We start from the raw sequence: 20,047 nt of genomic DNA on the forward strand, positions 1-20,047 counted from the left end.
GCCGGATGGACATCCTCACCGAGGCGCTGGCCTCGATGCGCACCGGGCACCCGGCATCCGTACGGACCAACGGCCGAGCCCCCTGGGGCCTGCGACTGCCACCAGTCGCAGGCGCCGGGTTCCATGTGGTGTTGTACGGGACCTGCTGGCTGATCCCTCTCGATGACACACCACCGCATCTGAAGCCGATCCCGCTGAGCCCCGGCGATGTGGTCTTCCTGCGCGACGGGCGGGGCCATATCCTCGCCGACGATCCCTCCACCCTGGCCGAGGAGCCCAAGGCGGAGCAGTTCCAAGGGGGTTCACCGATCGGCTCGGTCACGCTCGGTGGCAAGGGCCCCGAGACCAGCCTCCTGTGCGGCAACTACCACCTGGACCAGGCCCGCCCCCACCCTCTGGTGCGGCAACTGCCTGAGGTGATCCATCTGTCGACGCGGCACGGCCGCCATCCGGAGCTGAGCGCCGCCGTCCAACTCCTCGGCTCCGAGCTGGAGAATCCGCGCATCGGCTCGGACGGCATCGTGCCCACCCTGATCGACTCGCTGCTCCTCTACATCCTGCGGGCCTGGCTGGACGATCAGCCTCCGGCCGCCGCCCAGGGGTGGGCCGCGGCCCTGGGCGACTCGGCGGTGGCGCCCGCTCTGTCGGCCATTCACGACGACCCCTCGGCCCAGTGGACGGTCGAATCGCTGGCCGAGCGGGCCGGGCTGTCCCGCGCCGCCTTCGCCCGGCGGTTCGCCTCGCTGGTGGGCGAACCGCCGATGGCCTATCTGACCCGCTGGCGCATGACCACCGCCGCCCGTCTGCTGCGCGAGTCCGACGTCCCGCTGACGACGGTCGCCGCCCGCACCGGATACGGTTCGGAGTTCGCCTTCGCCAAGGCCTTCAAGCGGGAGTACGGCCTGGCCCCGGGCGGCTATCGGCGCCAGAGTAGGGCGGCCTAGACTGTGTCTTCAAGTGATCTTGGGCCGTGGATCACGGTCGGGTGATACGTCACCATGAACTGTTGGACGCCGAGGGGGAGTTCGTCCGGCCGCTGCTGCCGCCTCTTTCGTGGCGTACCACTCTCCCCGAGTGGCAATCACTCAACCCCTCGGACGCTCAGGCCTCCGCTGTCATACCGCCGTACGCCCCCTCACAGGTCCCCGGCCAAGAGAACTTACGGGAAGGTAAGGCGACGTGCGCTATGCGTCTCCGCCACCTGGGGACAGTTGCCGGGTCCAGCCGTCATATTGAGCCCCCTGACGGTCGAAGGCCGACAAGAGGTCATCGACGTACATCCGGATGACATACGCATACGCGTACCTCTCCGATCGGCAGAGAGCACAGGCGCATGCCGCTTTCCCCACGTCCCATGCCGCGCAGCGTCACCTTCCCGGAATCGTCGGGCAGCGGTTGTCCGTCCGGAGCAAGGGGGAGGGTGAGGTGCGACGAAACGGATTCCGGCGTATCGCCCCTCCAGGGGCCGGCGGCCGCGGAACCGCCACTCACATCCCGGACCCGGACCCGGGCCTGGCGATCGGTGCTTGGGCCGATGGTGAGAATCGCCGGACGGCCTTCCTGTACTACGTGCATAAGCGTTTCAACGCCGCGGGGCTCCACGAGCTCAGGGGCGACGCTGCCAGGCGGCCGCCAGGGAACGTGCCGGGCGAGGCTCCCGCCGAATGGAACACTACGAACTCCACGCCTGCGCACCGGTACAGGAGCCCACCGGGCCGTTCATCGACGGGCTCCAGCCCGAGCTGCTCGGAGTAGAAACGCCGTGCCCTGCCTGCACTGGATGAGTGAGTCCAAGGGCTGGGTGTGGACTCCCCCCTGTCTGATGCCGGGAGTACGGGGTGGCCGGTCGTTCTGCAGGTGCTCGGCCGCAGCGTCGACGCGGACGTGGGCGGGGATTCAGTGGCGCCTGCCGGGTGCCTTACGGTGAAGCATTGCCACGGCTGGGGTGTGGGGTTGAGCGGTCCGTCGCGGTGTCAGGCCGATGTCGTGGACGAGGTGGTCCGCGGGGCGGCGGGAGAGGGGCGGCCCAAGCCCCGGCGCCGACCGATCCGGCTCATCGCCTGTGACATCCGGGACGGGAAAGCATCGGGGTCAGGGATGGTCACCGGCCGCACGCGACCATTGTGGATGGCGGAGATCCGCCAGCCCTGCTCGGTGCGGACGACCACGAGGGTCTGCCGTGACAAGCGCCGTTTGGGCAGCTCGGACCGCCACGGCATCAGCACCGATGCCGTGCCGTGAACGACGGCGACCTCCGCGGTGATGTGACGGATTGCCTCCAGGTCGCCGACGAGCGCCGAGCCGGCCAACACGCCGCGGAAGAGCCGGTCGTGGTTGTCCTGGAGGGCTGGTCGGCCGGTCGCGTGGGTGCCGTCGTAGGAGACGTAGTCGGCGTCGGCGGTGAAGCAGGCGCCGAAGGCAGCGGCGTCGTTGCCGGTCCACGCCTGCATGAACTGCTTGAACAACTGCGTGATCTGCTCGTCGCTGGTAGGCATGACGTCCTCCCGGAGCTATCATTTCGATTGTCGAAACGTACGCTAACAGAAAGCTTCGAATGTCGAAAGATGATGGTGTGGACGAGGTAGCCGTGCGGATGAGGATGCTCCAGCAGAGCTTCGACGCCTTCGACGAAGCGGCCGCGAACCTGCTAGGGCTGAACCGCACCGACCTGCGCTGCCTGGACCTGATCCTGGCCAAGGACCCGATGTCGGCCGGAGAGCTCACCACCGCGGCCAAGCTCAGCCCGGCGGCGACGACGACCGCCATCGACCGCCTCGAACGAGCGGGCTTCGTCACCCGCAACCGGGATGCCGCCAACCGGCGGCGGGTTCTGGTCTCCGCCACCGAGGCTGCCCGCGCTGCCGAGCGCGAGGTGTACGGACCCGTCGGCGAGGCGGGAACCATGGCGCTCCGACGCTACGGCAAAGACCAGCTCGCCGTGATCATCGACTTCCTGGAGACAGCCCACAGGGTCCAGGAAGAACAGACGGCGCGCCTCAAGGGGCTGCCGGTCCGTGAATGAACGCGGGCGTCGTTGCGGCGCAGCTGACGCACGGGTGAACTGTGGCGTCGACCGATACTTGGCCGTCTCGATCGATAGTTGGCCATCAGGTCTGTGGCACCGCGGCCACGGCCGCCCTGACCAGCGTTGGTGGCCTCGCGCTTCCCTCTGCTCGTGGCGCTGGTCGCCGCGGGGACGACGGCGTTGCTCGGCCTGGCCGGTGTGTACCTCCTCGGCACGGCCGACGGCTGCCTGGGGCCGTTGAACACGCTCGGTTCCACCTGTCTTCTGGTCGCCCGCCAAGTTCTGGCCGGCGACCGAGCTGCTGCTGCCGCTGGTCCTGGGCCTGGGCATCTTCGTCTCCGCCGGCGCCGCCCTGCTGGGCACGGTGGCGAAGCGCACCCTGCGACCGCTCCGCCCGGCCATGACCTCCGCCGGGCGCGCGCGTACGGTGCCCCCGCGACGGGAGGGGGTGGCGCTGCAGCGCCTGTGGGTCGGCGCGGTCTGCCTCACGGCCGTCGCACTCACCGCCGCCGTGTCCCTGCCGAGCGGTGGGGGACCGGCCCAGACGTCCCTCACCAAGGACCAGTTGATTCCCACCGCCGCGATCCCCACCGCCTCACCCCAGGTCCTCGCCGCGCAGACGGACGCCTGGCTCCGGCTGGGTGGAGCACACCTCACGGCGCACTTCACGGCCGAGGTCCTGGCCGTCATCACCGCCCTTCAGGACAAATCGGCCCTCACCGACAGAGGATTCGCCACCACCCGCATCCGTCCGCATTGCGTCGCCCTTGAGCACCTCGCGGCGGACGCCGCAGCCTACTTCCCGGTCCCCAACCCCTTGACCCAGCAGCGGTGGACGAAGCCGCAGACCCGGAGCAAGCATGCCGGCGTCGACTGCCGACGCGCCATCACCGACGGAAAGTTCACCCTCTTCGCCAAGGCCATGCGCACCTTCCTCAACATCGGCGAGACCACACCCGCACTCCTCGACACCATCAAATCCGAGGCAGCTTCGGCCGAGTCGAGACCCTGAAAGCCAATCCGTCCGAAGTCCCGCCGCACGCATACGCCATGACGCTCCACATGCCTGCGGTCCGTCCTCCGCAGCCGTCGATGCCTTGCACGCCGCCTCGTTTCGGCAATGGGCTGGTGGCGTGATGTGTCGGCTTCCGTGCACCTCTGCTCCAACGGGTCGGCAAGCTGCAGGCCACCGCCCTGAACTTCCGCTCACTGCCGTAACCGCGACTCCTTCCGAGCCCCGCGACGAAGCCGAGGGGGTGCGTGTCGGCCCGCAGGTGCCCACGAAGCGTTCGGTTGATGAACACCCTGGCGGTCAGGTGGGGTTGTCTTCGCCGTTGAGGTGGGCGCGGCTGCGGCGCCCACGAGTTCGCCGCCGTGCAGGGGCGCGGAGGCGAAGACCTGCCACTCACGCTCGTTTGCTTCGCTGATGGCGCCGCGGCCGTCGAGGGCCTGCTTGAGTGCGCCGGCCTCGACCAGGCTGACCGCCAGCTGCACAGGACGCAGTTGGTGGTCCGGGGAGCCGCCGGCGTCTTCGCTGGCCAGACGGTCCAGTTCCTCGACGGTAACCAGACCTTCGGTGAAGCCGGACCAGGTGGCGATGCCGTACGTGCTCAGATGCCCGGCTGCGGCCGCTTCCTCCAGGGCGGCGAAAGCCTCACGCAGCACGATCGGAGGCGCGGTGGGGTCGCCGGTGCGCTCGGGGTTGTGCAGGTGGTCATCGACGCCAACAGCCGCGTGGTCGTTGCGATCGGTATCGCGCTGCCCGGCAGCCGCAGCGACTGCCGGGCGTTCACCGAGTCCGGAATCGACCGGGTTTGCTGCGGGGTCCCGGCCATCGCCGACGGCGGCTACCAGGGCACCGGCGTTCTCATTCCGCACCGCAAACGGCGTGGTCAACGGCGCCTGAGCCCGCAGCAGGAGGCTGAGAACAAGGTCCACCGCAAAGCCCGTGCGTGAGTTGAGCATGCTCTGCCCCGATGTAGAACTGGAAGATCCTGCGGGACTGCAGGCTCAAGGGTGATGGCGTCCACCAGGCCATGCTCTCAGCATCGCCCGCCTTCGCAACCTCGCCCTCACCGGCTAACTCACGACCCCTTGCTGGCGCTGGCTCCTCACTTCGGACGGCCACCGGAACGCCCGAGGAGTGGGCCAGGGCGAGTCAGGGCCGGATGTGTTTCAACGTGAACTCGGGCAGGGCATACGGGCCGGCTTGCGGAGCTTCGGGATCGGCAGGGACGTCGGCGGCGGTGAGGTGCGACGCATGTGTTTCGGCGTTGTCGATGGGCGTGTAGGCCAGTTCGGATTCCGCGGGGAGTTCCCAGCAGCGGCGGGTGTTGGCAGAGACGGCGTACACCGTGGCAAAGCGCGTGGAGTGCGGGGCGGTAAGCGCGGCGCGGCAGAAGCCGACGGCATCGCGCGGGCTGAGCCAAGTCGCCAGGTGGCGTGGCTCGGTGGGCGCTTCCTCGAAGCTGCCGATACGCAGGCAGATCACGGAAACATCGAACTTGTCCGCGTAAAGCCGCCCCAGGGCCTCGATAGCTGCCTTGCTCACCCCGTACAGGCCGTCGGGGCGCACCGGCTCCTGTGGGCCGGTGCGATGGGCCGTGGGATAGAAACCGCTCACGCGGTTGCTGCTGGCCAGCACGACCCGTGGAATCGACGCGCGGCGGGCGGCTTCCAGGACATGGTGGGTGCCCAGCACGTTGGCGTCCAGGAGATGCTCAAGCGGTGCCTCGTCCGGCAGGCCGCCCAGGTGGAGCACGGCGTCCGCACCCGCGAGCGCAGCCTCGACGGCCGCCGCGTCCCGAAGGTCGACGGTGTGGACCACCTCGTTCGCGGCCTCGACCTGGAGGGGAACGCGGTCGAGCAAGACCAGGCGGCTAACCTCGCTGCGCAACGCCCGGCGCACAACCGAGCCGATGTTCCCTGCTGCCCCGGTGACGACCACTGTTCCCAGCATCACTGCACGCCTCCCCTGTTCGACCTCAACAACGCCCTGATTCAGGTAGGCGGCGATCCTCTCATCGCCGGTCAAGACAACCAGCGGGGGTGGGAAGCCAACAGGAGGTGGGGACTTGACTGGCTCCTGCAGAAAATGGGGATCCGGGCACAGCGAGCAGTGGCGGTGGCGGTGGCGGTGTCGGTGGATGTTGAGCAATCGGTGATCCTCCGCGATGGGGCGGTGACAGAGGCGAGGCGTCAATAGTCGCGGTGAACCCCAGCTTCGCTAACCGGGGTTCACCGGCGATGTAGAGAGTCGGCTGCTGTGCTCGCGGTCGGGGTGACCAGCACAGGTATCGGACCTGCACCGACAGCGGTGCCCGCAGAGCCGCACCGCCCTACGGCATGGGGAACACGGTGCGGGCGCGAAGCCGGGGCGGTGGAGCGTATGGGCATGGCCGGTCCCTTGCGCTCGACCAACTGGGCTGTCGTGGCCTTTGCCTGATCCAGCGTCACATGGAACATCGCGGCGATCTTCTTGGCCGTCGCGGCCGAGAACATCCCGTTCGCCGCACCACCGCCCTTGCCGCACAGGACGAGATGGATGACGAGCGTCTTCTCGCCCTTGGTCTTCGGCAGGTCCTTGGGCGTACCCTTCGGCAGCCCCTTGAGCAGACTCCGGCTGTCCAGCTTCCCGTGCTCGGCGCGCCCGGCCGTCCCCAGCTTCGACGTGGAAGTACGCGTGCTGCTTGCGCTGCTCGTACCGCTCTTCCCGACGCCGTCACGACCGCCTCCCCGGACACGCCCGCCAGCACGGCGACCGCCACCCGCCGGCGACCAGCACGTTCCTGGTCCGTAGCGCCCGTTGCCGCATCCGCGGCCTCCTGCCGTACGTGGACCGACCTCCTCGGTCCACTCGCGGATCAGCGCACCAGCCGAACTCCAGCTCAACTATCGGCGAACCTTGGAGCCGCCATAGACTTAAAGGACCGGTTCGGGGACGCGGGGACCGGGAGCTCGGGATCCGGACCGGGGGCCGGGGGGATGGCCACCCCAGGAGGACGCGATGTTGCGGCACACCAGACTGGCCGGGGAATCAGCGGACTACCTCGCCGCCCGCGAAGAGCTGCGCCTGGCTGAGATCGACCTCATGCGCCACCGCGAGAAGGTCGCGGCCCAGCGACGGGCGCTCCCGCAGGGACCGCCCGTCGACGACTACGTCTTCATCGAGGGCCCCGCCGACCTCGACGCCGGCGACACGCCGGTCTGCGACGTCACCCTGAGCGGGCTGTTCACCGCCCCGGACCGCCCCCTGATCGTCTACCACCTCATGTACGGCAAGCTGCAGACCGACCCCTGCCCGATGTGCACCCTGTGGATCGACGGCTTCAACGGCATCGCCCACCACATCGCCCGCAACGCCGACTTCGCCATCGCCGCGGCGGCCGATCCGCCCGACCTGCGGCAGCACGCCCGCAACCGGGGCTGGCACCGGCTACGGCTCCTGAGCTGCGGCGACAGCACGTTCAAGTACGACCTGGGCAGCGAGGACAAGGACGGCGAACAGGACTCCACCATCTCCGTCTTCGCCCGCGACGGCGACGGCACGGTCCGCCATTTCTACTCCACCCACCCACGCATGGCCGACGACATCGACCAGCGCGGCATCGACCTCCTGGCCCCTGTGTGGCATCTCCTCGACCTGACCCCGCAGGGTCGCGACGACTGGTACGCGAGCCTCGACTACTGACCCCCGACAACGGCCCCCACCAGCAGTACAGCCGTCAGGGCGGACACGACCAGGGCCTTCTTCACCAAGGACAAGGCGGTCGCCCAGTGGAGTTCTACTCGTACGCTGCGTAATCTCACTGGTGGTACGCCGCGAGCGTGTCGGTCGGCCGCGCGGCGAACTCCGCCGCGTGCGTCGGATACCCCGCATGCTCACCTGGGAACGCCGCCACCGGCCCGATCCCCAGCCGCTCCGCCAGCACCTCGTCCCGCCGGTGCGGCAACGCGTCCCGCCTCCGCGAAACGGCACCCCCGCCACCGAGTACGCGCAGGCCCGCTGGCGCGCGCTCACCGCTGCCGCCCACCTCGTCGCCCTGCTCCGCGCCGGAGCCCGCTTCGAGAACGGTCACCTCGTCGAACGCACCGAGCCCGCAGCGGCATGCGCGAAGCCCCCGCAACTTACTGCTACTGAACGTAACCAATGCTCGTGATCGCCTGGATTCTGCTCAGTCAGACAGTGCTCATGATCCGCCGACAGTGCTCACGGAACCGCGGATCCTGGAACGGTGTAGGTCCCACGATCTCGTGCGCATGGGTTCCTGTGGGAACGCCGGAATCCGCATGAGATGAGCACTGGCCATGTCGGTCCATCATGCGCAATCGGTGCCCTTGGAATCCTGCTCATTTCACTGCAAGTGCCAGTCGGCCCGCCGGCCGATCGCCGAACCAATGCCCAATCTGACGCGGATTTCTGCGAGCACCAAGGGTGACGGTTCATCAAGGACCTTCATCAAGGACCCTCACCTGGACGCCGATCGCCCCGCTGTCTCTGCCCGGTACTGCCCCGGGGTAGTACCGAACTCCCGACTGAAGGCATGCGAGAAGGCGTACGGGCTGCCGTAGCCGACGCGGCGGGCGATGGCGGCCAGAGGGTCCCGGGTGTCACGGAGCAGGGTGGCGGCGAACGTCAGGCGCCACCAGGTGAGGTACGCCATCGGCGGGCGGCCGACGAGGGTGGTGAAGCGGCGGGCCAGGGTGGCGCGGGACACGCCTGCCTCGGCGGCCAGACGGTCGTTGGTCCACGGGGCAGCCAGGTCCGAATGCAGCGCCCGTAGGGCGGCGGCTGCCACCGGGTCGCCCAGTACGGTCGGCCAGGCACCGCTCGTGCCCTGGGCTGCCCAGGAGCGGATCATGTAGACGAGGAGGAGGTCGAGCAGGCTGGGCACCGCGATGCAGGCGCCGGGCCCCGGTGTGCCCAGCTCGTGGCCCAGCAGGTCGACGGCGGCGCGCAGTTCGGGATGGGCGCCCACTCTGTTCGGCAGGTGGACGACCGTCGGCAGTTCCGCCATGAGCGGGTGTACGCGACTGCGGTCGAGCCGGTACTTGCCGCACAGCATCTGCACCTCGCCGGAGGTGGCTCGGGGCCGGCTCGGCCCCCTCTCGTCGAGCCACCGCTCGAACGGCACCGCCTGCTCCACGGTCGTCGCATCGGCGGGGGAGTCGGCGATCACATGTCCCGTGCCGTGCGGCAGCAGCACCACGTCACCCGCGCCCAGCGAGACCGGAGAGCCACTGTCGGGCAGCAGCCAGCAGCTGCCCTCCAGCACCACATGGAAGCCCGCGCCGTCGTACGGGGCGAGCCGCGTGCACCAGCTCCCGCTCACCCGCACCCGGTTTGAGGAAGGACGCCCGACGCGTACCGCCGAGACTGCGTCGCTCACCACATCCATCGGGCCAGGATACCCGTAGCGTCAGTAGTGAGACGCAGACGTATCTGAATGAGCTGAACAGGCATTGAGCAGCTCATCTGTCCTTCCTAGAGTCGAGGGCATGAAGAGCGAGAGCAGGCAGAGCATCGTGTTCGGCGATGTCGAGGTCATCCGAGTCGTCGAGTGGCAGGGGGCGTTCGCGCCCGCACGCGGCTTGATTCCGGAGTCCGGCGCCGAGGTGTGGAAGGGCAACGAGGACTGGCTGGCGCCCGATCACTGGGAACCGGACGGCGACAGGGCAGTGGTGGCGCTGCAGACCTGGGTGCTGCGCAGCTGCGGACGGACCGTTCTGGTCGACACCGGGGTAGGGAACGGGCGTGAGCGGCCCGGCTCGGCGCAGTTCCACCACTGGCAGGGCGACTTCCTGGGTGGGCTGGCGCGGGTCGGAGTCCGGCCGGAGGACGTCGACGTCGTCGTCAACACCCACGTCCACGGTGATCACGTCGGTTGGAACACCGCAGGTGTGGACGGAGGGTGGGAGCCGACGTTCCCTAACGCCCAGTACCTCATCCCGGCCGCGGACGACTTCCACTTCGGCCCGGACAACGCGTACGGGAACGGCCGCCGGGAGGATGACCGGCTGATCTACGAGGACAGCATCGCGCCCGTCCACCGGGCCGGGCAGACCGTCCTGTGGGACGGCACCCACCGCATCGATGAACACCTCACTCTGGAGTCCGCGCCAGGCCACACGCCCGGCTCATCCGTACTGCGGCTCGCATCCGGGGGCGACCGGGCGGTCTTCGTCGGCGACCTTCTGCACAGCCCGGTGCAGATCCTCACACCCTCCTGCAACAGCTGCTTCTGTCTGGATCCGGGACAAGCAGTAGCCAGCCGCCGTCGGATTCTCGAACGAGCCGCCGCCGAAAGGGAATTGGTCGTCCCGGCACACTTCGGCGGGGCGGGTGCCGTGGAAGTCCGGCAAGAGGGCGGCGGGTTCACCCTCGGACGGTGGGCGGCCTACGGTACGGAGTAGGCCGCGTCGGACATAGCGGCACCTACCTCGTCCTTGGCGCCATGACGGTGCCGGTGGAGGGTGAGCAATCGGCAGCTCCTCCTCGATTGAGTCGTGACAGCGAGTGAGGTATCCATGGTCCTGGTGACCGCCGGTTTCGCTAACCGGGGTTCGCCGGCCATGTAGAGAGTCGGTTGGGCTGCTCGCAGCACCGGGGGCCGGGTCGAACTTTGGCCGTCGGCCGCCAAGGGACCCGCGGTTCCTCCGGGAGCGTACGTCTTGTCGGCGCGCACGAGATCGGGCCGGTGCGGGGTCGGCCAGGCCCGGGGCGGAGCACACGGATCTCCTTCAGGGCGGGCTCGAACTGCGGTGAGTCCCCGCGCTGGCCGGCTGTGATCACGAGGGACATGGGTTTCTGCCCCTGCTCGACGGCCAAGTGCAGCTTGGTGGTCAGGCCGCCGCGCGAAGAACTGCCGATACTCCACCAACCACCAGGTTGTCATCGATGCCGACACCCGCCTGGTCGTCACGGTCGGTCGGCCTCTGACCGGCAACTGCAATGACTGCAAGGCATGGGAGCTTTCCGGGGCGAAAGCCGCTGCCGGCGGGATCGCAGTGATCGCCGACGGCGGCTACCGTGGCACCGGCCTGGTCATCCCGCACCGCCGCGAGCGCGGTCAAGCCGAACTCCCGGCATGGAAGGAAGAGCACAACCGCTCGCATCGGCAGGTCCGCGCCCGCGTCGAGCACACCTTCGCCCGGATGAAGGGCTGGAAGATACTCCGCGACTGCCGTCTGAAAGGCGATGGCGTTCACCACGCCATGCTCGGCATCGCCCGCCTGCACAACCTCGCCCTCGCCGGATGGACGAACGGGCGCAGCGACCGATTGATCGTGTCGCGTCAACGAGGAGACCATTGCGGGACAGCCTTTCTCGGGAGCCAGGGCCGTCCTGAGCGCGGCTGACAGGGACTCGGTGGTCGGAGTCGGACCGTCGTGGGCCGTGCGGAGGCCCAGGTCGGCCACCCGGCCGGCCCAGTACGGCTGGTCCACGATCTGGGGGACCACCACCTGGGGCGCGCCGAGCCGGGTGGCCGTCGTCGTCGTACCCGCGCCGCCGCGGTACACGACGGCGGCCACCCGGCCGAACAGCGCCTGATGGTTGACCCCGCCGACGACGGAACAGTCGTCCCCCTCCTCGATCAGGGCCAGGTCCGCCCAGCCGCGCCCGACGAGTACGCGGCGGCCCTGCGCGCGGATCGCCTCGATGGCCACCTGGGCGACGACCTCCGAGACGCCGTGCATGCTGCCGGAGCCGACGTACACCGGTGGTGTGCCGGCGTCCAGGAACGCCTCCGACTCGGCCGGGAGCGGCCGTTCCTCAGGCCGACATCAGGAGCTCGTGAGGATGACGAGTTGCTGGGTCGCCCGGGTCATCGCGACATAGCGGTCGACCGCTCCTTCGATGCCCTTGCCGAACTCCTCCGGGTCGATGAGGACGACCAGGTCGAACTCGAGCCCCTTCGACAGCTCCGGGGTCAGCGACCGGACGCGGGACGTCGGCTGGAACGTGGGATCGCCGATGACGCAGGCGATCCCGTCGGCATGTGCGGCGAGCCAGGTGTCGAGGATCGAGCTCAGATCCGAAGCGGATCCGTGGACGACGGGGACGTCGCTGCTGCGGATGGAGGTCGGCACGTTGGCGTCCGGGAGCACGGCCCGGATGACCGGCTCGGCTTCCGCCATGACTTCTTCCGGCGTCCGGTAGTTGATGCTCAGGGAGGCCAGGTTGATCCGGTCGAGCCCGATCCGCTCCAGCCGTTCCTGCCACGACTCGGTGAACCCGTGCCGGGCCTGGGCGCGGTCCCCGACGATGGTGAAGCTCCGGGACGGGCACCGGAGCAGCAGCATCTGCCACTCTGCGTCGGTCAGTTCCTGAGCCTCGTCCACGACGATGTGCGCGAACGGGCCGGCGAGCAGGTCCGGTTCGACGCTGGGCAGTGCGGTCTCGTCGACCAGGGTGTCCTGCATGTCCTGTCCGCGCAGCATCGTCACCGCCCCTTCACCGTCGTCATCGGCCGCGAGCACGTTGTCGATGACGTCGGCCATGCGCGCGCGTTCGGCAGCGACAGCGGCCTTGTGCCGACGCTGTCGTCGTGCCGCCTCCGGGTCGCCGAGCCGCTGCCGTGCCGCGTCCAGGAGCGGCAGGTCGGACACCGTCCAGGCGTGGGGGGCTTCCTTGCGCTGCAGCTTCCGGACCTCATCGGGGCTGAGCCAGGGAGCGCACATCCGTAGGTAGGCGGGTACCGACCACAGGTCTCCGACAAGGTCGGCCGCTTCGAGCAGCGGCCATGCGCGGTTGAGGGTGGTGACCAGCTCTTCGTCGTGCAGCAGCGACCTCCGGAAGAGGTCGGGCGAGACGTCACCGTCGTGCTTGTCCATCAGGATCGTGAGCAGCTCCTCCCAGATCTGCTCGCGCGCCTCGTTGTGCGGAGTACCTGGTCCTGGTGCTTGGAATGCCTCGGCCCAGTCGTCGGCGCTCAGCCAGATGTCGGACCAGTGGGTCGTGACCGTCATCCCCTTGGTGGGCGGCTCCTCGTAGATACTGACGGCCTTCTCGATCGCCTTCACCATGTTCGCGGACGACTTCAGGAGGGCCACGTCCGGGTCGGCCTCGATCGCTGCTGCGGCTCCCTCGGCGACGAGGTCCCGCAGGGTGCAGGTCTGCACGCCCTCCTCTCCGAGGCTGGGGAGGACGTCGGCGACGTAGGCCAGGTAGGGCCGGTGCGGACCGACGAACAGCACACCGCCCCGACGGTGACCGAGGCGAGGGTCGGAGTAGAGGAGGTAGGCGGAACGGTGCAGAGCGACGACGGTCTTCCCCGTACCCGGACCGCCGTCGACGACGAGAGCGCCGCGGGATCCCGCGCGGATGATGGCGTCCTGGTCGGCCTGGATGGTGCCGAGCACGTCTCGCATCCGTGCCGACCTGTTGCTGCCCAGGCTGGCGATGAAGGCGGACTGGTCGTCGAGCGCGGCGTGCCCGACAAACCCGTCCGAGGTGAACACCTCGTCCCAGTAATCGCTGATCCGGCCGCGGGTCCAGCGATACCTGCGGCGGCTTGCCAGACCCATCGGGTTGGCGTGGGTGGCTCCGAAGAACGGCTCGGCCGCGGGGGAGCGCCAGTCGAGCAGCAGCCGACGACCCGTGCTGTCCGTAAGCCCAAGTCGTCCGACGTACACCGGCTCGGGGTTGTCCGCGCTGACCATGTGCCCGAGGCACAGGTCCAAACCGAAGCGACGCAGTGCGCGCAGGCGAGCGGTCAGCCGGTGGATCTCCGCGTCCCGGTCCATCGCCTGCCGGCCCACGCCGCCGGGCGCCCTGCGCTCGGCATCGAGGCGGTCGGACAGTTCGGCTATCGCCTGCTCAAGGCTCTCCGCGATGGCCGCGAAGTGCTGATCGTCGCCGGCGGTCAGCGTCGGGTCGGCCTTGGGGGAAAGGTGGTCGGGAAGGTCAAACACGCTGGTAGTCAGCGGGTGCACGTTATCGGCTCCGATCTGAGGTCGCTCGCGACCATTGTGCGCGGCAAGGCGTCCGGACCGGCGTGACGAACCTGGTGGCCACGACGAGCAACGCTCGCCTGACGTGGACACCGTGGCCGTTGTCGGTTCAGGTCGCCAGGGTTTGCAGGTTCTCGTGTTCTGGGTCCTGGCTCGGCGATCCCGCGTGGTTCACGCGGACATGGGCGGCCTTTCTCGGCTGACCGCGTCGAGCAGCAGCTTCGCGGCCACCGTCGCCCCGTCGGTGCGAATCGTGGTGGCCACGGCGGTCGCTCGTGCGCGGGTCTCAGGGGTCAGGGCCGTCTTGAGTGCGTCTGACAGGGAGTCGGCGGTCGGAGTCGGACCGTCGTGTGCCGCGCCGATGCCCAGGTCGGCCACCCGGCCGGCCCAGTACGGCTGGTCCACCGCCTGGGGTACCACCACCTGGGGCGCGCCGGCTCGTGCGGCCGTCGTCGTGGTGCCCGCGCCGCCGTGGTGCACAACGGCGGCCACCCGGGGGAACAGCGCCTGGTGGTTGACCTCGCCGACGACGAAGCAGTCGTCCTGGTCGTCGAGCAGGGCCAGGTCGGCCCAGCCACGCCCGACGAGTGCGCGGCGGCCCTGCGCGCGGATCGCCTCGATGGCCACCCGGGCGACGTCCGTCGAGGCGCGCATGGGCATGCTGCCGAAGCCCACGTACACCGGTGGTGTGCCGGCGTCCAGGAACGCCACCAACTCGGCCGGGAGCGGGCGTTCGTCCGGCACGATCCACGCGCCGGTCTGCACGACGTCGAGGTCCGTCGGCTGCCACGGGCTCAGGGTCGGGTCCGTCGCCAGCCACGGGTGGTCGGTGTAGATGTGGTCGCGGACGTTGTCCACCGGTGGCAGGTCCATCGACGCCCGGTGGGTGTTGAGCGCCGGGCCGAACAGCTCCTTGATGTCCTGGGCGTCCAGGTCCCACAGCGCCCGGTTGTCGGTCACCTCAGGTGGGAACGGTCGGCCCGGCCGCGGCAGCGGCGGGCGGTGCGGCGACGGCAGGGTGATCGGCTGGTAGCTCGCGTACACGTAGTGGATGCCCAGTTTCTCGGTCACCGACCGCTCGGCGACCGGCATCATGCCGCCCGCCACCAGCGCATGACATCCCTCGGCCGCTTCGACGATCTTGTCGAACTGCGCGGCGACCCAGTCGGCCGCGCGCCGGGGCAGGTCCGCCGCCGGCGGCGGCGTCGCCCCGGTCACCATCGGGCGCACGGGCCGGCCGACCGGCACCAGCGGCACGCCGACACCGGCCAGCAGCTCCGCGAAGTCCGGCGGCGCGCACACCCGCACCTGCGCGCCGAGTGCCTGCAACTGCACCGCGAGTCCCACCATCGGTTCGACGTCCCCGCGTGACCCATACGTCGACAACAACACATGCATTTAGTGACTTCCACTTCCTCAACTTCTGGCCTCGGCGGGCGATTCTGCAGTACGACCCGGGTCTTGCCACAAGCCCCCCGGTGCGCTATAAGTTGAGAGTGGAAAGGAGTGGGTACTCCCCTTTCCCTTCATCGTCCGCTGTGTACGGACAACCTCCTCGCAAAGCGGCGGCGCGCCGCGTACGGCGATACGTCGGCCCAGGAGGATCTCCTATGGGCCCTACGGATGCAGCCGCGGAACGAGAAGTTCTCCACCCTCTTCAGCGAGGCCGGCTCGAACGTCGTCGAGAGCGCCGCCATTTGCCGTGCTCGCAGATCCCGACGTCGGCCTCGCCATCCACTCGCGATGTCGCTCGCGCTCCGGGAGGGCCTGCGCACCACGGTCCTTGCCTCGCTGCCCCGCAGGGACTACCACCCGGCCATGGGCGACGTGCCGGGAAGTCTGACCTACCGCGACGGCGACCAGACCCGTGTCGTTACGCTCTCGCCGGAGTCCGAGACTCCGCCTGACCGCCTGACCGCCTGACCGCCTGACCGCCTGACCGCCTGACCGCCTGAGCGACGCACGCCGTTGAGGTGCGCGCCCTCCCAGTCGGGCTCCTCGACGTGCAGCGGCTCACCGAGCTGCGACGGAGGCCGCCATCAAAACCTTCCGCCCGAGGCGGCCCGGTCCAGGTCGACGTACTGATGCATCGCGGCCAGCGGCTCGTAGCGGATCCACGCCGTACGTCCATCTCCCCCTTGGTGATCGCTTACGCGAGCGGGAAGAGCACGGGGAGCGTCGTCGGGCGGGGCGGGAGTTGGCTTCCTTGCTGGATTGGGGGCGGGCACCGCCAGGCAGAGCGCCACAGGACGGTGGGGGAGTCGACGTCGTTGAACTCCTCGGCGCGGAACGTGCGCAGCGGGCGCCGAGCGGCAGGGTAAATGCCTGCTCGGCAGTGCTGCGGGGGGGGAGAGGCGGGGGGCGGTGTCGTTGAGCGTGACGGTGCCCTCGCGGGTGTCGATGACGAGCCGGTCTTTTTGGTGGTGGAGGCGGGCGGGAGCGGAGGTTTCAGCCCCAACTGACCTAGCTATTACGGCACGTGACCCGCCTCCGGCCTTGCTCCGGCAACCGGTGGAAACCCGCGTGACGTCCTGTGAATGGGCCCGGTCGCGGGTTCACGGGGCAGGGCTGGGCTGTTGCCGGCACGAGATCCGCGGGGGCGCACCTGGGTAAGCTGCTGGAGCCTTTGGTGCATACGAGTGGGGGGTTCGTGGCCGCGCAGACGCAACCGGGACGTGTGATCGGCGGACGATACCGGCTGGAGTCGGTTCTGGGAGGCGGGGGTTTCGGGCGGGTCTGGAAGGCTCGCGACGAGACCCTTGACGTGGGTGTGGCAGTGAAGGAGGTCTGGCTTCCGCCGGCCACATCCGAGGAGGAACACGCGCAGCGGCTGCAGCGCGCCGAGCGCGAGGCCCGCAATGCCGCCCGGCTGCGGTCGCATCCGCACATCGTCGCCGTGCACGACGTGGTCATCGAGGATCAGGCGCCGTGGATCGTCATGGAGCTCGTCGAGGGCGCCAACCTCGCCGAGAAGGTCTCCCAGGACGGGCCCATGCCGGTCACCGCTGTCGCGCTCGTCGCCAAGGGCCTGCTCGACGGTCTCGGCGCGGCACACGAGGCCGGGATTGTCCACCGGGACGTGAAACCGGCGAACGTGATGGTCACCCGGGGCGGGCGGGTGCTGCTCGCCGACTTCGGGATCGCCGTACAGCAGGGCGACACCTCGCTCACGGCGAGCGGCGGGCTGATCGGCTCGCTGGAGTACATGCCGCCGGAACGGTTCAACGGTGTCGACTCCGGTGGCGCGGGCGACCTGTACTCGCTGGGCGTGACGCTGTATCAGGCGCTGGAGGGGGTGTCCCCGTTCCACCGGGAAACCCCTACGGAGACGTTGACCGCCGTGCTGCTCGGGGAGGTGCCCGTTCCTCGCGACGCCGGGAAGCTCGGGGCGCTGATCACCCGTCTACTGGACAAGGACCCCGGCAACCGGCCCACCGCTGCCGAGGCCCTGGCCGTGATCGACACCCTCGTGCTGTCGCCCGTGCCGGATGTCCCCGGAGCAGCGGCCGGCCCGGACTCCGCGCCGGCGCCAAAGCCCCTGCCGGACGCTTCCCAGGCACGCGCCGGTCTCGACGCCGTGCCTGCGCCGGAGGCTCCGGGCGGTGCCGAGGTGGGCGCCGAACCCGTCCAGGCCCCGGCGCCCCCGCCCGCTCCGGGCGGATCCGAGGCTCTGACCGAGCGCGTGCCTCCGCTGCCGCCCACGCTGGAGGCTCAACCGCCCGCCGGCACCATCCGGCCGACCACCGGGCCTGGCGCGGTGCGCCCGGCCAGGCCGCTGGTTCTCGTGGGCGCCGCTGTGGTCGCCGCGGTTGCGGTCGCGGTGGGCATCGCCGTGGCCACGTCGGGCGGCGAGGACGCGTCACCGAACGCCGGCTCGCCCCGTACCCCGGCGGGATCTACAGCACCGGCCGCGGAGCAGTCCGACGACACGGGTCCGAAGACTCCGGCGGGCTGCGAAGACCAGGCCACGATCGGCGAGAAATGGAACAGGATCGTCGCCTCCGACCACTTCGGGAACGGCACCGCGCCGATCGAGGACCTGCTGGGGCAGATCCAGGACGCGCAGAGAGCCGACATCGCCAAGGCGGACCGGAGCGCGGTCAAGACCGCGCTCCAAAAGGACATTGACGTCGCCGCGAAGGCCCTCGACGCACTCCGGGACAAGGACGACAGTGCCTTCAACAAGTCCCTGATGGACCGGCCCCGTGTTGGCCTCGACATCCTCGATGCCTGTATCCCGGTTCAGAGCTGATCGGCACGTAGGCGCTCGGCCGGCTGCCCGACCGGCCTCCCGAGGCGGCCTTTCACGCCCCCCCGTCACCTCCGCCGCCGCGTCGTCGGCCTGGCCCGCGTGGGTCACGATCTCGGCGACGATCTTGCTCCACAGCTGGCGCGACGTACGCCTGATACGGCTCCGGCGGGCGCACATCGATCGGGGCACGGACCCGCAGCAGCGCCCGGGCACTCGCGCCTACCAGCACCGTTGGGTGGTCCGCGGTCACTGGAGAAACCAGTGGTCCCCATCGCGCAACGCCCACCGGCCTCTGTGGATCAGCCCGCACCTCGCCGGGCCGGAGGTCTTGAGCAGCATGGCACCGCGCAACGCGGTCAGCGCCCCTTTGCGCTGCCGTGCCCGGATTTCCTCCCCCCGTCCGTCCGCCGCGTCGAACAGGTCCTGCACCTCGTCATAGGTCAACGGTCGCCGCCCCGGGGCGCCCTCGTACGCGCTGGTGTGCGTGACGGTGTTCCACTTGTGCAAGCGCTGCACAGGCGCTGCACAGGCGCTCGCACAAACCGCTCCAGGCAGGTGGCCGGCCAGCCGTAGCAGGCGTCAGCGATGTACTCGCAGAACAATCGCAGGGTGTTCTGGATAACTGCGCCCCTTCGACGCCGCGAACGTCAGCCGCTTCGTGCGCAGGTGGTCGATTCGTTGCACCGGCGGAGCGCACTTTCTCCTGACGTGCGCTATTTCTCAGCTCTCGACCTGTCCCCGCAACGGCGGTGCCCCAGATCGCAGGCTTTGCCTTGCTCGAACGCCGCAGATGACTCGTCAGCCGGCGGTCCAGCCCAAGATCTTCGGCAGCACCTGCTCGGCGACGCGGAGCAACGCCGCGTCATCGGGGAGCCCGTCGTCCTGGCGCCTTCCGAACCACAGACCGAAGAAAACCCGCACCTCCCCGATGACCAGGAGCGTCCGGCCTGCGGGCAGCGGAAAACCGTTGGACGGCCGGGCCCGGACGAGCCATGATCCGCACTTGTGACGACGCCGAAGCAGCTTCTGGTCCGAGCGGCCGCCCGCAACAACGCCGAGTGGTGCGCGGCGATGAGCCGATCGCACGGCTTGGCGGGCGAGTTCGGGGCACAGAGCTGGACCGCTCCGGCTCGCACGCCGCTGTACTACCCCGACGCGGTGACGCTGGTGCCGGGCGCCGACCCGGCCGCGCTGGCGACCCGGATCGACACCACGACGCCCGGCGCCTCCGTCAAGGACAGCTTCGCCGACCTCGACCTGGGGGAGGCCGGCTTCCAGGTGCTGTTCGAGGCGCAGTGGATCCACCGCCCGGCGGGTGCGCCCGCCACCGCGTCGGATCTTGCCTGGAACGTGGCGGGCGACCCGGACACGTTGCGCGCGTGGGCGCACGCTTGGGACGACGGGAACGGCAACGCGGACCTCTTCCGGCCCGAACTGCTCGACGACCCGGCCACGTTCGTGCTCGCCGGACAGTCCCCTGACGGCCGGGTGATTGCCGGAGCGGTGGCGAGCCGCAGTGACCAGGTGGTCGGAATCTCCAATGTCTTCGCGCTGGAGGGCGGCCCCGACGCGGCCTGGCCGGTCGTACTGGAGGCGGTGCACGGGCTGTTCCCCACCCTGCCGGTGGTCGGCTACGAGCACGGCAGCGATGACCTGGCGGCCGCCGTCCGCCACGGCTTCGAGCCGGTCGGTCCGCTGCGGATCTGGCTGCACGGCTAGATCGGCTCCAGGGCTGCCCGAGCCACTGTTCGCCGCAGCCGTCCCTATGGGAAATGTGACCGCGACGGTGAGGAATTAAGTGACGCTCAAGCGGTCTG

Annotated in this window: 16 protein-coding genes and 4 pseudogenes; 10 read left to right on the plus strand and 10 right to left on the minus strand. The window is 69.5% G+C overall.

What is annotated here, in order from left to right:
* Positions 1–5: 5 nt before the first annotated feature.
* A complete protein-coding gene (locus DY245_RS18590; protein ID WP_128508382.1) occupies positions 6–944 on the plus strand; it encodes an AraC family transcriptional regulator in 939 nt (312 codons plus the stop codon).
* Positions 945–1,637: 693 nt separating this feature from the next.
* Here DY245_RS18590 and DY245_RS46410 read toward each other — a convergent pair.
* Together DY245_RS46410 and DY245_RS18600 are read right to left on the minus strand one after the other, a co-directional pair.
* Positions 1,638–1,769: pseudogene (locus DY245_RS46410) on the minus strand (VOC family protein); the annotation flags it as partial.
* 204 nt (positions 1,770–1,973) lie between these two features.
* Positions 1,974–2,495 carry an SgcJ/EcaC family oxidoreductase gene (locus DY245_RS18600; protein ID WP_128508383.1) on the minus strand — a complete coding sequence of 174 codons (522 nt, stop codon included), beginning with the start codon at positions 2,493–2,495 and terminating at the stop codon, positions 1,974–1,976.
* Positions 2,496–2,572: 77 nt separating this feature from the next.
* Here DY245_RS18600 and DY245_RS18605 point away from each other — a divergent pair, with 77 nt between their 5' ends.
* The 3 genes and pseudogenes from DY245_RS18605 to DY245_RS18615 form a co-directional block, all read left to right on the plus strand.
* Complete coding sequence (locus DY245_RS18605; protein WP_220377912.1) at positions 2,573–3,022, plus strand: MarR family transcriptional regulator; 450 nt, start codon at positions 2,573–2,575, stop codon at positions 3,020–3,022.
* 367 nt (positions 3,023–3,389) lie between these two features.
* Positions 3,390–4,037 carry a hypothetical protein gene (locus DY245_RS18610; RefSeq protein ID WP_128508385.1) on the plus strand — a complete coding sequence of 216 codons (648 nt, stop codon included), beginning with the start codon at positions 3,390–3,392 and terminating at the stop codon, positions 4,035–4,037.
* A 692-nt stretch (positions 4,038–4,729) separates the two neighbouring features.
* Positions 4,730–5,108: pseudogene (locus tag DY245_RS18615) on the plus strand (transposase family protein); the annotation flags it as partial.
* A gap of 75 nt (positions 5,109–5,183) precedes the next feature.
* On the opposite strand, the gene DY245_RS18620 reads toward DY245_RS18615, so the two are convergent.
* Entirely contained in the window at positions 5,184–6,059 is an 876-nt protein-coding gene (locus DY245_RS18620; protein WP_244943115.1) for an NAD-dependent epimerase/dehydratase family protein, read from the minus strand.
* A 972-nt stretch (positions 6,060–7,031) separates the two neighbouring features.
* Here DY245_RS18620 and DY245_RS18625 point away from each other — a divergent pair.
* Positions 7,032–7,715 (plus strand): DUF899 family protein, encoded by a 684-nt coding sequence (locus tag DY245_RS18625; RefSeq protein ID WP_181923746.1) that lies wholly within the window; start codon positions 7,032–7,034, stop codon positions 7,713–7,715.
* 115 nt (positions 7,716–7,830) lie between these two features.
* Here the strand turns inward: DY245_RS18625 and DY245_RS46415 are convergent, their stop codons facing one another.
* Together DY245_RS46415 and DY245_RS18635 are read right to left on the minus strand one after the other, a co-directional pair.
* Positions 7,831–8,103, minus strand: a complete 273-nt coding sequence (locus DY245_RS46415) for a hypothetical protein (protein ID WP_181923753.1) — start codon at positions 8,101–8,103, stop codon at positions 7,831–7,833.
* A gap of 390 nt (positions 8,104–8,493) precedes the next feature.
* Positions 8,494–9,423, minus strand: a complete 930-nt coding sequence (locus DY245_RS18635) for an AraC family transcriptional regulator (protein WP_128508387.1) — start codon at positions 9,421–9,423, stop codon at positions 8,494–8,496.
* A 100-nt stretch (positions 9,424–9,523) separates the two neighbouring features.
* Between DY245_RS18635 and DY245_RS18640 the strand changes: the two genes are divergently transcribed.
* A complete protein-coding gene (locus DY245_RS18640; RefSeq protein ID WP_128508388.1) occupies positions 9,524–10,438 on the plus strand; it encodes an MBL fold metallo-hydrolase in 915 nt (304 codons plus the stop codon).
* Positions 10,439–10,876: 438 nt separating this feature from the next.
* Positions 10,877–11,281: pseudogene (locus DY245_RS18650) on the plus strand (transposase); the annotation flags it as partial.
* A gap of 12 nt (positions 11,282–11,293) precedes the next feature.
* On the opposite strand, the pseudogene DY245_RS18655 reads toward DY245_RS18650, so the two are convergent.
* The 3 genes and pseudogenes from DY245_RS18655 to DY245_RS18665 all read right to left on the minus strand — a co-directional run.
* A pseudogene (locus DY245_RS18655) lies at positions 11,294–11,803 on the minus strand (glycosyltransferase); the annotation flags it as partial.
* A gap of 6 nt (positions 11,804–11,809) precedes the next feature.
* Positions 11,810–13,960: an RNA polymerase recycling motor ATPase HelR gene (gene helR / locus DY245_RS18660; protein WP_128508389.1), complete on the minus strand. Its 2,151-nt coding sequence runs from the start codon at positions 13,958–13,960 to the stop codon at positions 11,810–11,812.
* A 189-nt stretch (positions 13,961–14,149) separates the two neighbouring features.
* Entirely contained in the window at positions 14,150–15,376 is a 1,227-nt protein-coding gene (locus DY245_RS18665) for a glycosyltransferase (RefSeq protein ID WP_128508390.1), read from the minus strand.
* A gap of 345 nt (positions 15,377–15,721) precedes the next feature.
* On the opposite strand from DY245_RS18665, the gene DY245_RS18670 reads away from it, so the two are divergent.
* Together DY245_RS18670 and DY245_RS18675 are read left to right on the plus strand one after the other, a co-directional pair.
* Positions 15,722–15,901, plus strand: coding sequence for a hypothetical protein (locus DY245_RS18670; RefSeq protein WP_128508391.1), 180 nt, complete (start codon positions 15,722–15,724; stop codon positions 15,899–15,901).
* A 754-nt stretch (positions 15,902–16,655) separates the two neighbouring features.
* Positions 16,656–18,230 carry a serine/threonine-protein kinase gene (locus tag DY245_RS18675; RefSeq protein WP_181923747.1) on the plus strand — a complete coding sequence of 525 codons (1,575 nt, stop codon included), beginning with the start codon at positions 16,656–16,658 and terminating at the stop codon, positions 18,228–18,230.
* Between the two features lie 246 nt (positions 18,231–18,476).
* Here DY245_RS18675 and DY245_RS46420 read toward each other — a convergent pair whose 3' ends face one another.
* Positions 18,477–18,674 (minus strand): hypothetical protein, encoded by a 198-nt coding sequence (locus DY245_RS46420; protein WP_244943117.1) that lies wholly within the window; start codon positions 18,672–18,674, stop codon positions 18,477–18,479.
* A gap of 354 nt (positions 18,675–19,028) precedes the next feature.
* Positions 19,029–19,151 (minus strand): hypothetical protein, encoded by a 123-nt coding sequence (locus tag DY245_RS47540; RefSeq protein ID WP_280524981.1) that lies wholly within the window; start codon positions 19,149–19,151, stop codon positions 19,029–19,031.
* An 84-nt stretch (positions 19,152–19,235) separates the two neighbouring features.
* Between DY245_RS47540 and DY245_RS18685 the strand changes: the two genes are divergently transcribed.
* Positions 19,236–19,949: a hypothetical protein gene (locus DY245_RS18685; RefSeq protein WP_128508393.1), complete on the plus strand. Its 714-nt coding sequence runs from the start codon at positions 19,236–19,238 to the stop codon at positions 19,947–19,949.
* Positions 19,950–20,047: the final 98 nt, after the last annotated feature.

Source organism: Streptomyces inhibens (genome assembly GCF_003389455.1).
In the GTDB taxonomy this organism is placed as follows: domain Bacteria; phylum Actinomycetota; class Actinomycetes; order Streptomycetales; family Streptomycetaceae; genus Streptomyces; species Streptomyces inhibens.

Excerpts from the sequence above, each read along its gene's own strand:
- DY245_RS18590 (WP_128508382.1), top strand. The coding sequence starts at position 6 with ATGGACATCCTCACCGAGGCGCTGGCCTCGATGCGCACCGGGCACCCG.
- DY245_RS18600 (WP_128508383.1), bottom strand. The coding sequence starts at position 2,495 with ATGCCTACCAGCGACGAGCAGATCACGCAGTTGTTCAAGCAGTTCATG.
- DY245_RS18625 (WP_181923746.1), top strand. The coding sequence starts at position 7,032 with ATGTTGCGGCACACCAGACTGGCCGGGGAATCAGCGGACTACCTCGCC.
- DY245_RS18635 (WP_128508387.1), bottom strand. The coding sequence starts at position 9,423 with ATGGATGTGGTGAGCGACGCAGTCTCGGCGGTACGCGTCGGGCGTCCT.
- DY245_RS18640 (WP_128508388.1), top strand. The coding sequence starts at position 9,524 with ATGAAGAGCGAGAGCAGGCAGAGCATCGTGTTCGGCGATGTCGAGGTC.
- DY245_RS18665 (WP_128508390.1), bottom strand. The coding sequence starts at position 15,376 with ATGCATGTGTTGTTGTCGACGTATGGGTCACGCGGGGACGTCGAACCG.
- DY245_RS18670 (WP_128508391.1), top strand. The coding sequence starts at position 15,722 with ATGTCGCTCGCGCTCCGGGAGGGCCTGCGCACCACGGTCCTTGCCTCG.